The following is a 12,975-nucleotide window of genomic DNA, read 5'->3' as shown; positions in this document are numbered from 1 at the left end:
TTTTTACACACTCTGGGCCGATTTCTGCCTTTCGTAACTGGCAGAAATTGGCCAGTTGCAGCTTGCTAGGGATACACGCCCGCTCGCTGTCATCTGCTTCTAACATGTCGACCTTGTTTCGCAAAGGGTCAAGGTTGCCGTCGTCATCTATCGTGCATCCTTTGCATGTTATGTTTTTCTGCGACTGACATGTCGTCATCCGTCGGTCATCTGATGCGAAGCTGGGTCACAGCCTGAGCCAGTCCGCCCACTTACCGTAGATTTCCGACGGTAGAACGGTCTGAAATCGAATCCCGGGTGCTCAGCGATCGGTCACCATTTGGCTCTTACAAAGAAGAGAGCTTTCGTCATGAGCAAAGAAGCACAAACGATAGTCACCCTGCTGGATCAGCAGTACGAGCAGCTGCTTACGGACGCTAGATGCTTGGTAGCAAGCTATGTGGATACGTCCATGAAGCTGTACAAAAAGACCGGGGTCAAATCTGTTGTGGCCGGCGTATCAATCAAGCAGGTGAGCCCGAATGCGTATTCGATCTACTGGTGCAAACTGGTGCCGCTGCAAGGACAAAAAAACAAATTCGCGCCCCTGACTATTGCCAAGGGGAATGGCAAACATAAATACCCGGCTTCCTCGTTTGAGTTTGTTGAATATCCATACCGTCACCTCGTTCTGCAAGTTGAGGGGCGGCTTGCGGAGATTCGCCGCGTTGCGAGCGAGAATCGTCAGCTACGTCGGACGTTGGTCGCTTATGAGAAGAAGCTGTCTAGATACCAAACGCTTAATCATGGCGACCTCTATTCGGCAGGGTAGCGGCTGAGTACCTATAAGCAGTGCCGAACAGATTTGACCCGATTGTAAATCCCGAAAGCCCCGTGCAGCTTGGTCTGGCGGGGCTTTCTCGTACCAGCAGTGAACTATGGCGAGATATATTGCTGCGCTTGATCAGGGAAGGCGACGGGTTCGGGCTATAAGCAGTGTAGGGCGCTAAATCTACTCGTTGTCAGCCAGCAGGACCATGCAGGCGGGGGCGGAGGCCGTATTTGCTATTAGCAGTGACGCTTACGACCAAGTCAGCCGGCCAGCTTTCGTTTGTATTAGTAGTGAAAGGCTTCACTTTCATAAAATAAACATTGGTAGGTGCCGTTCCAGCTGGTACCTGTGTCGCGTAGCGGGTGGTGGCGGTAACGCGCTATCTCTCACTGCCACGCTGCTGCTCGAATGCAATGCGGTTAATTACGCACATGGGGATGGGGTAGCCCTGGATGTGTGTCGTGAGGGCCTCATTGCCTGCGATCACCATGATGCAGGATAGGCCTCTGCGGAAGCGCATTCCTCGTCCCGAGTAATTGCGCGGGATGATCTCCCATGTTTCGTCGTCGTAGTAACAGCCAACGATTTCTGACCAGTGCGATTGGATGCCCGCGCCCATGATGCCTACTGGGGTCAGGCAAAAAATTTCTACCTGGGTTTCCTGCCCAAGAGGTACAGCGTAAACCCGACCGTTTGGTGCAATAGGTGGGAAGTATTGCCCGTTACCGAGGTGACGAAATTCCATGGTGGTGCTCCGGATAGATGAGGTCGCTAGACACTCTCCGGTAGCTTCCTGAAAACCCAAGGTCAGCTGTTGTCAGCGAGTCGGCGCACGAGTTTATCTTGCTGGGCAAGCTAGCTCGCCACATGGCGTGCGTGCATGTAGCTGATCTAAACGCTTCGGCGTTTTGCTCACTTTCGCTAGGGTGCCGAAACTGACAGCCCTTCCGAAGTCATCCCATGACCTCACAGGCTTGGGAAAATACTGCGTATCGCAGCGGTAGGGTGCCCTGCCGTTGGATTTGGATCAGCGCCCGCTGCCAAAAGAGGCAGCGGGCAGTTTGCTGCAGGTAGCTGGCCGTACCGCTGAAGACTCAGTCGTCGCCACGCTTTTTGTCCAGACGCGCTGCGACCATGTAGCCAATAGCGCCTGCGATGGTCAGCGCACTGACGACGGCAAGCACGGCATATACAAGCAGCTCAAAACGATCCATGCCCTTACTCCTTTGATTTGAGGTCTAAAGGTTAAGGGCTTTTGATCGAATCCCAAATCTACTGTGTGACGGCTTTGCGCCCGGTGCCTGCAGGCTCTTTCCGCATGTAGGCCCTGGCACCGACGTACGCATCAGTTTCCCAAATATGCAAATGCCCTAACTCGTAGGCGACGTCATTCCGAGCCTCCAGATCCTCATCGTCGGGTGCTTTTCCTCCAAGAATCGGGGCGTGGTGACCAGACGTCCGCTGGTAGAGCTCGCAGGCATATGCTGCGCGACAGTCATCAATGTTTAGTCCGTGAGAAAGTAAAAGCTCTTGCGCTGCAGGTAGGTTCTTTGATTTCCATGTACGCCAAGCTGCAGGCTTCGGGCGCCTGCTGCCATGTCGTTTTTGAAATGCTGCGGCCTTATCCAGAATGACAATTTGCTCAGGATCAGAAATATTAATGATCCGATGCTCACGCTTATCTTTGCTGAACGCATAAAAGATGTTTTCCGCCTCGGCTTCTTTATGAGCATCTTCTGCGTCGAAGAAAAAAGCGTCTAGCATTGACATGCCGAGGTATCGAACCAATCTGATCAATGTTGCTAGCTGCTCTGAGTGGAGAGCCTGAATATCTACCATCGCGGCTTCAAACCTAGTTCGGTCAAGACCGCGAGGTACCGTAATCCGTGCATGGCTTGGAAAGCCAAGCCGGCTACCAGCATCAGCGGCTGAGCCCTTCCAGCGTCCATCACTTGCGAAGCTCATTACTGAATGTACAGTCTCAAGCAGAGCGATTACGTTTTGCTGCGGAAGGTTCCCTTGGTATGCCTGGATGTACAGCTCTTCCCCGTACTCCCTCACAAGTTTTTTATTGACGAATTCCAGGATATCCACCTCATGAGAGTCCCTGGCATAAACACAGAACTGCGCCCATTGCTGGTCGTGGATCATGGCCTCGTGTTGCCCAAGTAGACCGCGTCGGACTGCCTCCCCGAGTACCGCCGAGCCGGCCTTGGTCAAGTCCCGATCAAAATGTGAGTGGAAACTCTGCTTCATGGGTCATTTCTCCATTCAGCTCAGGTGCTGAGCTGCTAAAGGAAATGTTGAGCGAGAAAAAATATCCTGGGCTTCGTTTTCGGTCGCATTTAGCGCCTGAAATTGACGAGCGCATCCATCCCGTAAACGGTCGTTTACGGCACACATATTCCAGCTGATCTTTTGGACTTGGGATTTACCGCTTTCCTGTCACTTTTCCTGTACCGAAATCAGTGAGAGAAAAACGTATGGGAAAGCGGATTGGATATGCCCGAGTGTCGACTGATGATCAGAACCTCGACCTGCAGCGAGATGCACTTGCTCTGGCTGGGTGCTCAACAGTCTACGAGGAGACCATGAGCGGCAAGTCGGCGGACAGGCCGGAGCTGGGGCATTGCCTTAAAGCTCTGCGTAACGGTGACACTCTGGTTGTCTGGCGACTGGACCGCCTCGGTCGCTCTTTGCCTGACTTGGTTGGGATTGTCAGTAGCTTGGAGCAGGAAGGGGTGGCCTTCGAATCCATAACTGAACGAATCGAAACCACCAGCGCTGCCGGCAAGCTGATTTTTCACGTGTTCGCTGCCCTGGCTGAGTTTGAGCGCAACCTCATTCGAGAACGAACTCGTGCAGGACTGGCTGCGGCTCGTGCCCGTGGGAGAAAAGGTGGACGCAAGCCTGCGCTGGATGATCGTCAGGTGCGTGAGATACGAGCTCTTCTCAGAGATCCTGAGATACAGGTAACCGATGTTGCCCGACGGTATGGCGTTTCTCGAACAACGCTTTACCGCTACGTCGGTTCGCCGAAATCATCTGCGGTCGTTTAAGTGGTGGTGTTGTTTTCCGCTGAAGTTGCCCAGAAAATTTTGGGCGCTATGACCTAGCAGGCAAGTGAAGGATATCTCCGGCGTTCTAAGTGTGCCGGACTACCACTGAATAAAAATAGGGCGTTTTCATGTCGGTGCTTTTTTCTGTGAAGGGATGCGTTGGTACCTTGCTGTTGGTTGCGTTGGTGGGTTGCTCCAGTACCCCGAAGGTAACGTTGCCAGAACCTAAAGATGTTCCTCGCGAAAAATGGTCCGATGCCATGTTGGTTCTGGAAGCCATGCGCATCGATGGTCAGCGCGATATTCCAAGGGTAATGGTCGGGAATGAAGTAGATAACCTGAGCGCGCCGCGATCTTCGGGAAGCTCTGGAGGTTTAGCAACGGCGGGTTTGGGATACGTGTCGCCTCCAACTGGTTTTAGCAGCGCAGGCGCAGCCTCTCTTGGCGTCGGGTTATTCTTGCTGGGTGGTGGCAGTGCTGGCCCTGTCTATCGCTACCAGGTTGCTGCGTGGGTGCCTGAGGAACTCGCGTCTAACCCGAAGGAGGCATCTGCGTTGGTCAGGTCGGCCTGGCTTGATGCGAGAGAAAAATACTTTGGTGGAAAAATCTCAAAGTTGCGTCATGAGCCGGCTAAGTACGCTGACGGATCAGGCAAGAAATACGACAGGCTTGCAGATTTGGCTGCTGGGAACCCCGCGCCGTTCGACGCTCCGGCGAGCGCTGCGCCAGCGTTCATTTCGGCCGAGAAAGCCTACGGCCCGATTTTCCTGACCGATCCCTCAGGCGAACTATTTGCTGACGCTAGCAGAGCTGATAAGGACGGCATGGATGCGCTGGCGGGTATTGCTCGTCACCTGCCCGAATGGATGTATGCATACTATCCTGGGCGGAATTGGCCTAAGGACTTCCGGCCTGCCGCGATTTACAACAAGAACGGCAATCTCTATTTCATTGGGAAGTAGTTCGTGGTCGACCAGTGCTACTGGCGTGTCGGGATTTTATCTGCGGAATCAGTCATACAGACTCTCGCGCGAGTCGAAGGTGTTCAATAAAAGCGAAGGCGCTCAAGACGAGTATTGAGCACCTTCGATATTCGTTGAGCACCTTCAGGAAGAGGTGGGCAGTCCCAATGCCCATCCGCCCTGCATACCTGTTTTGTGTGACCGTATACCGAGCTTTTTCCGAGCTCTACGAACTGATGCCCACGAAATGCAAGACTCTTCAGCTAGAGACTTCAACGCAGTGATTGCAACAGGCCCAGCTTGTAACGTCTCCTCCAGAAAGCTGCACGCTTCTTGAATGGCTGATGCTGGTATTGGGCTGTTCGTTTGCTCGATAGCAGCCAGAATGGCTTCAGCGCTTCCTTCGATGGCCTCTCCCCATCGGATGCAGGTTGTCTCCAACTGCTCGTCTATAACGATGGGCTCAACGAAATACTCGATCCCCCCGCTATCAATCGAAACGTTAGACTTGGCTCGGACAAGCACCCTGGCTTCTGAATTCTGATCCTTCTCTGCCACCAGTACAGTGCGAGCGAGCGCGGAGAATGCCTGGCTGCCGATTACACGATTAGCTGCGGAGGACTGGGCCGTACCTTTGCTCAGGTGAGATATGCCGAGGACAGCGCAACAATGCCGCTCTGCAAAATCCACTACCATTTGTAGCCCCTGTCGAACTTCGTTTGCTCGGTGCATGTCCCCCCGAATGAGGTTGATCAGTGGGTCGAAAATCAGCAATGAAACGCCGTTAATCCGTGTGGCTGCCTCGTTCAAAAGGGCAAAGTTGGCTGCAGGATCAAATTGTCGCCTATTCCCACTCTGATCCCTGAGCCCTTCGATAATGTGCACGCGGTTTAGGTCTGCATCTGCAGCCGTAAGGCGAGGAATTATCGTGTCAGCTATACCATCCTCACCACTCCAGATTATGACGTTGCCTGCGGCCTCACATTTGCTGCCATCTGGCCAGGCATCTCCTTTACTAAGCCTGGCTGCCAGCGAGATTGCCAACGTGGTTTTGCCGCACCCACCAGCGCCGGCAAGAATGGATAGCTTTGCCCTTGGCAGCCAGCCTGGCCAAATCCACTGGATCTTTTCCACTGGAATATCGACCGCTGCTGTGAGTTCCACCATCCAGCCTGGCTGTTGAGGTGTTTGGGGCTGCATTACAAAGCCTCCCTTTGCCGAATCCAAGCCTGGACTTCGCTGTTACGCCAGCCGACGCTGGAACCGCACAAAAGACGTTGTCGCGGGAAAAGGCCCTCCGATATTTTGCGGTAGATCGTTGAGCGTTTTAGTCCGACGATTGCCTCGACATCGCGTAAACGAAGAATTTTGTCATCGTCGCTGACGTCGTCAAAGTTGCTAACGTGCATTGCCATAGATTTGAGTCCTAGGTCCTGAAGCGTGAGGCAGCGTCCTCCGGCACTACTGCTAAAAAGGGTAAAAGACGGATATCGGCTGGCTATATAGCGAGCAGGGGCATTTGCCACACGCATAGGTATATGCGCGTTTCCGAGATTAATGTTCGGTAGCGTCGGAGGTCGTTGTGGGCTACAGAAATTCTAGGGCCGTAAGGCTTCTAGGGGCACAACGGACTGAGAGTGTTCTGCCAGATACGCAAATCAACCAATTGCAGTTGCTGCGGCCCGTTCAGCGGATGCGAACGAGGCGAAAGTTTTTAACGTCGTTACCAAGGCGACGTGGCGGACCTTTGCGGATCGATAGGGATCGCTTGGGACGGAGACTTTTTAACATGAGAGTGCCGGGCTGGCAATCAGCAGTGCTCTGCCTTGGTTGGGAAAGGGTGCCCAACCAGGGCAGTGGTTATCTGAGAGCTCAGCGTTTATCGGGCTCAACTAGTTATCTGTAGCGATATCGAGCTTGGGCAGCGCCTTGACGATTCTCTGGGTTTCCAGGCTAACAGTGACCACGCGCTGGAACAGCTCCAGAGGGTACTTGGGGTTGCCCATGGTTTCCACGGCCCAGTCGTTGGCGTCGTTGACGATGCCGCTGGCTTTGTCGGTGCGCACGGCTTGGCGCTCCATCACCCAGTCCAACGCGGCCTTGCCGTTGACCACATAGTCCCATGCCGCCTCAGGGATGCCCTTGAGGGTGATGCGGTGGTTGTAGATGACGGCGCTCTTGTCGCCCTTCTTGGCGAACTTCATCTTCTCCACGCGGTAATCTGCGTCGGTGAGCGTGCTCTTGGCCTCGATGGTCAGCGGGTAGGGCTCGACGGTTTCGTAGTTCAGGTGAAGCTCGGCCAGGGCACGGCCAGCCTTGCTGAACGCCCAGAAGTCGACGGCGTTCTTCACTGCCGGGATACGCGGCAGCTCCTTGCTCAGATTGTCGGCAAAGCGCTCGCGGTAGTCCGGGGAATGGAGGATACCGTAGACGTAGTAGAACAGGTCTTCTTTGCTGATCTGCTCGCCAGGGTAGGCTGCTTGGAAATGAGCAAGGCCGGTGTCAGTAATTGCATTGCGGCTGCGCAAGCCACCTTCAGTTGACTTGGAAAAGAGATCGTTCTCTGCGGGGTGGGGGGCTTCGTCGTAGAGGTAGAGGGGGAAGCATTGGTATCCCCCCATGCCTGGAGCCAAATTCAGATCCGGAATACGATTAACTATTAGTGCCGAGAATCCTTTATCCCCGCCTAAGCCAGGAACACAAATTCCTATATTCTGACTAGGCGATCTTGGAAAAATTCGTGGCATCTGGCCTACTCGATGAATAACAGACGCATCATAAACCAGCCACTGTTTGGTAAATGGTCGGTAGAGGGCATGACATAGAGCATCGCCATCGAAGCTATGCTGAATACCGCTCGCCGCATCGGCTAACAAGCTACTTGTCCAGCTAATTTTTGTGGGGTCGTTACAAACCAATTGAACAGCTTGGGCAATCCGATCTTTCTTTGTTCCTTTCAGATCGGCGTTGGTGAGAGCCGTCACCTCTTTGTGATAGACGGCCAGCATATCGCTGACATTCTCAGCCACAGCGATTTTGCTTGAGTTGTAAACCCAAACGTCTCGTCCCGATTCAACTCCTCGTGAGTAGTTCTCAAACAAGCTCGGTGCTGATTTGTCCTCCTTATCGCCCAAAACTATGAAATGGTTGAAGCTGTCGTCACGCTGTTTGAGCCAGTCACCGTGCTCATCCGGGGTGATGGTTTGCCAATTCCTAATGCCTTCCACGCTGACGTAGCTGGCGATCAGCTCTAGTTTTTCCTCGCGGCTGAGATAGTCACCAATATCGTGGAAATAAATCTGACCGTGAGCCGGTGATTGAGGGTTCTTGACCAACAATGAGATTGCGATAGGGGCGCGACTGCCACTGCCGAAAATCTTGCCACCTTCCTTGCGGGAGGTTTCGCCGCTTGTGCGCTGATTACCACGTAAATGGAACACATAGAGGCTGGAGAACTCATCCACCAAACACTTGCGAACGCCATCTGCTGTGTTGGATTCAACAAACCCCGCATTGGTTACAAATCCGATAATGCCTGCTCCCCCTATACGATCACTGGCCCATCGAATAGCTCGAATGTAGCTGTCGTACAAGGCGTTTTTATTGGTCGCAGCTGAGCGCGCAGCATAACTTTCACGAATGGAGGAATCGAGATTGAGATAGGCCAAATTAGCATTGTTGTCATTACCGCTATCCTGCTTCGCCGAATACGGTGGATTACCCACAATCACCCGAATATCCAGCGCCTTCTGACGCTTACGCCGAGCGCTGTTGTCCTCCAACAGGGCGTCCACCAGGTCGTCTTTCTCGTACATTTGGAAGGTGTCGGTCAGACAGATACCTTCAAACGGCGCGTACTCATCGATTACTTCGCCGTGGTAGGCAGCTTCGATATTGATGGCAGCTATGTAGTAGGCCAGCAAAACCAACTCGTTGGCGTGGATTTCATTCTTGTACTTATGCGGCAGCTCTTCCGGTTTAATTAGACCTGACTGAATCAGGCGGGTGATAAAAGTACCGGTGCCGGTAAAGGGGTCGATGATGTGGACGCCCTTACTGCCCAGGGTCTGACCGAACTCTTGTTGCAGCAGGTGGTTGACGCTGTGAAGGATGAAGTCCACCACCTCGACCGGGGTGTAAACGATACCCAGGCGCTCGGTCATCTTGGGGAAGGCGTTGCGGAAGAACTTGTCGTACAGCTCGACGATGATCTTCTGCTTGCCTTGGGCGTTGTTGATGCCGGCAGCGCGCTGACGCACGCTGGCGTAGAACTTCTCCAAGGTGTCAGCTTCCTTGGCCAGGTGGTGCTCATGAAGCGCGTCCAGCACGCCTTGCATGGCCTTGGACATGGGGTTGTTGCTGGCAAAACTGTACTCGTCAAACAGCGCATCGAATACCGGCTTGGTTACCAGGTGCTGGGCGAGCATTTCGACAATCTCGCCATCGCTGATGCTGTCGTTGAGGTCGTCGCGCAGCTCGGCGGCGAAGGCGTTGAAGGCAGCCTTTTCTTGGATGTTGGCCGGGTTCTCCAAGATGCCCTGGATGCGGTCAATATGGGTGCGGGCGATCTTGGCAATGTCGTTTGCCCAGTCTTCCCAGTGATGGCGGTTGCCGCACTTGTCGACGATTTTGGCGTAGATGGCCTTCTCGATTTCCCCCACCTCATAGGCCAGCTCCGCCTGCTGGGTCATCTGGCCTTCGACATCGTACTTAGCGCGTTTCTCACCAATGCCGTACTGGCCTTTGCCTGCCTGGCCGTTGCTGGTGCCGCTAGTTTTCCTGGCTTTTTTATCGGCCTTGTCGGTGATGGCGATGACTTCCATCTTGCGCGGGTCAGAGCCGATCAGGTCGAGCTTGTTGACCATGGCGTCGAAGCTGTCGTCGTGCGAACGCAGTGCCTGAAGCACCTGCCAGACCACTTTGTAGGTCTGGTTGTCATTAAGCGCTTCGTGGGGCTCCATGCCGGCCGGAATGACCACGGGCAGCACCACGTAGCCGCGTTTTTTACCCGGTGCGTTGCGCATCACCCGGCCCACCGATTGCACAACGTCGACCTGGGAATTGCGCGGGGTGAGGAAGAGCACGGCGTCAAGCGCCGGTACGTCCACACCTTCCGACAGGCAGCGCACGTTACTGAGGATGCGGCAGGTGTTGGCTGGCGGTTCTTCCTTAAGCCAGTTGAGCTTGGCTTCCTTGGCGCTGGCGTTCATGCCGCCATCGATATGTGCGGCTTCGCAGATGATGCGTGAGGCCTCATCGATGTTTTCTGACTCCTGATAAGCCTCCACCACCGACTGGAACATGCTGGCGATGTTGATCGAGCTGACCTTGTGCTTGGTGCCCTTGTAGTTGGGCGAGATGACCTGGCAGAAAGCTACAGCGCGCCTCATGGGCTGATCATCACCCACCAGGTTTTCGGCCAATCCCTGCTTGGCCAGCGCCTTCCAGCAACCGACTATCTTGGCGGCGTCGTCTACCTTGAGCTGGTTGTTCTCGTCCTTCAGCATCTCCTGAAGGCGCCGGCTGATGGTGCTCTCCTCGACGGTGAGTACCAGCACCTTGTAATCGGTGAGCAGGCCCCGCTGAACGGCCTCGGAGAAGTTGATGACGAACAGCTCTTTGCCGTAGAGCGCGTCGTCATCCATCGAGCACAGGGTGACTTCACCGGACTCGGCCTTGAGCTTCGCGTTGTCACCGTAGATGCGCGGCGTGGCGGTCATGTACAGACGTTTGGTGGCGCGGATGTAGTCGGCATCATGAACGCGCACAAAGTTGCTTTCGTCATCGTCGCCAAAGGTGGCGCCCGTGGTGCGGTGCGCTTCGTCGCAGATCACCAGATCGAAAGCGGCCAGGCCATGATCAGCCTGGGCACGGCTGATCACGTCGATGGAGTGATAGGTGGAGAACACTACGCTCATGTGCTCGGCATCATGGCGCTTGAGCATTTCCGCTGCGAGGCGATCTGCCTTAGTGGTGGCTGGGTAGCGTAGCTCGTGGGTGAACACCTGAACCGCGTCATCCTCTGCTTTGCGCTTCTTGCCAACGTCGCTGTCGGAGCAGACGGCAAAGCTGTGGAGCGGGGTTGCGCTTTCCTGCGTCCATTCGGTAAGGGTCTGCGATAGCAGCGACAGGCTGGGCACCAGGAACAGTACACGCTTACCCTTACCGGCCTGCTGCTCGGCAATTTTCAGGCTGGTGAAGGTCTTGCCGGTGCCGCAGGCCATGATCAGCTTGCCGCGTTCTGCGTCCTTGAGGCCAGCGGCCACGGCATTCAACGCGGTTTGCTGGTGCTCTCGCAGCTGCTTCTTGGCCTTGAGAGCGACTGCCTGATTGGGCTGGTACTTGGCCCAGTCTATCTGGCTGTCTTCCAGGGCTTGCAGGTCGATTTTACTGACCGGAGGCTGCTGGCCCTGCAACGCGTCCTCAGCGTGCTCGCTCCAGTTGTTGGTGGTGGCGACGATGAAGCGGTGCGAGAACGGTGCCTTGCCCGAGGCGGTGAAGAAACTGTCTATGTCCTTCTTCTGGACCTTGTAGTCCTCGGCGTACAGCTTGCACTGGATGGCGTGGTACTCGCCGGTGCCTTGGGTGCGAGCCACTAAATCAATGCCCGCATCCTTGCCACTGAGGCTTTGTTCCTTCGCCCACTCCGCATACGTCCATACTCTGTCGTAAAGGTCACGGTAGGTGGCTTCGTTGCGGAGGTAAGTGCAAATCAGCTCTTCGAAGTAAGTACCTTTTTCGCGTTCGGTGACAGAAGCGCTGCGGTAGGTATTCAGCAAAGCTGATAAGGCTGACATCGGTAGGAATTCCTTTTGGACTGCGCCTGGCGCATTACAGGCGCCAAATCGGCGCAGTTTAGCAATTCAGCCAGTACTGGAGCGATAAGATAGTGCTCGTATTAGCTTGAAGGCTTGCTGGCTGATGGGGGCGCTTGCATTCAGCGTTTTATCGAGTCCAAAAAGTCGGCCCAGATCTGCATCATTTCACGCCGCTCCGGCAAGAAGGTGGTTCGATCGTACGCACGTCCCAGCGGATTTTTTACCGTGTGAGCAAGCTGATGCTCCAGAAGATCGGGGCGAAACCCCAGCACCTCAGCGCCTATGGTTCTCGCTGTCGCACGAAAGCCGTGCCCAGTCATTTCGTCGCCGCTGATGTCCATGCGGCGTAACGCGCTGAGTACTGCATTGTTGGACATCGGCCGGTCGCCTCCTCGTGCCGAGGGGAAGGCGTACCGATGTCTGCCGGTGAGTGGTTTCAGCTCGCGCAGAACCGCGATTGCTTGTTGGCTGAGAGGAACCAAATGATCCGGCCGATCCTGTTTGGTGGCAGTGAGCCCTTTCATCTTGTGGCCGGGAATCAACCACTCGCCCGCATCCAGATTGACCTCCGACCACTCCATGTGGCGCAGGTCACCGGGCCGGCAGAACAGCAATGGGGCCAGTTTGAGTGCACAACAAACAGGCATTGTTCCCGTGTAGCTATCCAGTGCTTTGAGCAGTGCCCCGAGTTTTTCAGGATCGGTCACGGCAGCAAAGTGTTTCACCCGCTTGGCTGGGAGCGTCCGTGAGAGATTCCCTATCTGGTTGGGCGGGGTGATGCCGGCAGCCTCGGCGAACTCAAAAATCTGTTTGTAGATCTGGGCAACACGACGCGCCGTCTCGCGAGCGCCGCGCTTGATAATGCGCTGGAGGTTTTCGACCAGCATGGGCGTGCTGATGCTGCTAATCGGGAGTTTTCCCAGCCAGGGGAAGGCATTGAGCTCAAGGCGCTGCCGTACAGTCCGGGTGTACTCCGGGTCCCAGGAGGATTCGCGAATATTGAGCCACTGCGTGGCAACCGATTCAAAAGTGTGCTGGTGATCAAGTTGGCTGACCACCTTGGCCATGCGTCTTTGCAGCGAAGGATCTTGGCCGCTGGCAAGTTGGACGCGAGCGTCATCACGTTTGCGCCGAGCTTCCTGCAAGCCGACCTCAGGGTAAACACCAAGAGCCAGGCGTTTTTCCTTTCCCAAAAAACGGTATTTCAAGCGCCAGTAACGGCCTCCGTTGGGCTGCACTTCAAGGTACAGACCCTGTTCGTCGTATAGCCGATAGGGCTTGTCCTGGGGCTTAGCGTTGCGGCAGTTGGTGTCTTTCAGGGGCAT

At 55.0% G+C, this 12,975-nt stretch carries 9 protein-coding genes; 3 read left to right on the top strand and 6 right to left on the bottom strand.

The features are described from left to right. The first annotated feature begins 349 nt into the window (after positions 1 to 349). The gene (gene mobI, locus YA0848_RS14260) at positions 350 to 811 is read left to right on the top strand and encodes a conjugative transfer protein MobI(A/C) (protein ID WP_023109112.1); all 462 of its coding nucleotides are present in this window, start codon (positions 350 to 352) and stop codon (positions 809 to 811) included. Between the two features lie 379 nt (positions 812 to 1,190). Here mobI and YA0848_RS14255 read toward each other — a convergent pair whose 3' ends face one another. Then, complete coding sequence (locus tag YA0848_RS14255) at positions 1,191 to 1,556, bottom strand: hypothetical protein (RefSeq protein WP_031638081.1); 366 nt, start codon at positions 1,554 to 1,556, stop codon at positions 1,191 to 1,193. A gap of 527 nt (positions 1,557 to 2,083) precedes the next feature. Continuing rightward, on the bottom strand, positions 2,084 to 3,067 hold the full coding sequence (locus YA0848_RS14250; RefSeq protein ID WP_023109109.1) for a hypothetical protein: 984 nt from the start codon (positions 3,065 to 3,067) through the stop codon (positions 2,084 to 2,086). A 227-nt stretch (positions 3,068 to 3,294) separates the two neighbouring features. Between YA0848_RS14250 and YA0848_RS14245 the strand changes: the two genes are divergently transcribed. Further along, on the top strand, positions 3,295 to 3,870 hold the full coding sequence (locus YA0848_RS14245) for a recombinase family protein (RefSeq protein ID WP_017735523.1): 576 nt from the start codon (positions 3,295 to 3,297) through the stop codon (positions 3,868 to 3,870). A 128-nt stretch (positions 3,871 to 3,998) separates the two neighbouring features. Then, positions 3,999 to 4,832, top strand: coding sequence for a hypothetical protein (locus tag YA0848_RS14240; RefSeq protein ID WP_023109108.1), 834 nt, complete (start codon positions 3,999 to 4,001; stop codon positions 4,830 to 4,832). A gap of 144 nt (positions 4,833 to 4,976) precedes the next feature. Here the strand turns inward: YA0848_RS14240 and YA0848_RS14235 are convergent, their stop codons facing one another. The 4 genes from YA0848_RS14235 to YA0848_RS14220 form a co-directional block, all read right to left on the bottom strand. Then, on the bottom strand, positions 4,977 to 6,032 hold the full coding sequence (locus YA0848_RS14235) for an AAA family ATPase (RefSeq protein WP_017735525.1): 1,056 nt from the start codon (positions 6,030 to 6,032) through the stop codon (positions 4,977 to 4,979). Continuing rightward, a complete protein-coding gene (locus YA0848_RS14230) occupies positions 6,032 to 6,241 on the bottom strand; it encodes a helix-turn-helix transcriptional regulator (protein WP_225919174.1) in 210 nt (69 codons plus the stop codon). Before YA0848_RS14230 ends, YA0848_RS14235 begins: the two co-directional genes overlap by 1 nt. Positions 6,242 to 6,724: 483 nt before the next feature. Continuing rightward, the gene (locus YA0848_RS14225) at positions 6,725 to 11,629 is read right to left on the bottom strand and encodes a DEAD/DEAH box helicase (protein ID WP_032902495.1); all 4,905 of its coding nucleotides are present in this window, start codon (positions 11,627 to 11,629) and stop codon (positions 6,725 to 6,727) included. Positions 11,630 to 11,769: 140 nt separating this feature from the next. Beyond that, positions 11,770 to 12,975, bottom strand: a complete 1,206-nt coding sequence (locus YA0848_RS14220; protein WP_023109106.1) for a tyrosine-type recombinase/integrase — start codon at positions 12,973 to 12,975, stop codon at positions 11,770 to 11,772.

Source organism: Pseudomonas sp. S4_EA_1b (genome assembly GCF_016307435.1).
In the GTDB taxonomy this organism is placed as follows: Bacteria; Pseudomonadota; Gammaproteobacteria; order Pseudomonadales; family Pseudomonadaceae; genus Aquipseudomonas; species Aquipseudomonas rhodesiae.
The sequence above is the reverse complement of the archived record's forward strand: the minus strand, read 5'-3'. Positions and strand labels throughout refer to the sequence as shown.

Coding starts and splice junctions, on each gene's coding strand:
- mobI (WP_023109112.1), top strand. CDS start 350: ATGAGCAAAGAAGCACAAACGATAGTCACCCTGCTGGATCAGCAGTAC.
- YA0848_RS14255 (WP_031638081.1), bottom strand. CDS start 1,556: ATGGAATTTCGTCACCTCGGTAACGGGCAATACTTCCCACCTATTGCA.
- YA0848_RS14250 (WP_023109109.1), bottom strand. CDS start 3,067: ATGAAGCAGAGTTTCCACTCACATTTTGATCGGGACTTGACCAAGGCC.
- YA0848_RS14245 (WP_017735523.1), top strand. CDS start 3,295: ATGGGAAAGCGGATTGGATATGCCCGAGTGTCGACTGATGATCAGAAC.
- YA0848_RS14240 (WP_023109108.1), top strand. CDS start 3,999: ATGTCGGTGCTTTTTTCTGTGAAGGGATGCGTTGGTACCTTGCTGTTG.
- YA0848_RS14235 (WP_017735525.1), bottom strand. CDS start 6,032: ATGCAGCCCCAAACACCTCAACAGCCAGGCTGGATGGTGGAACTCACA.
- YA0848_RS14230 (WP_225919174.1), bottom strand. CDS start 6,241: ATGCACGTTAGCAACTTTGACGACGTCAGCGACGATGACAAAATTCTT.
- YA0848_RS14225 (WP_032902495.1), bottom strand. CDS start 11,629: ATGTCAGCCTTATCAGCTTTGCTGAATACCTACCGCAGCGCTTCTGTC.
- YA0848_RS14220 (WP_023109106.1), bottom strand. CDS start 12,975: ATGCCCCTGAAAGACACCAACTGCCGCAACGCTAAGCCCCAGGACAAG.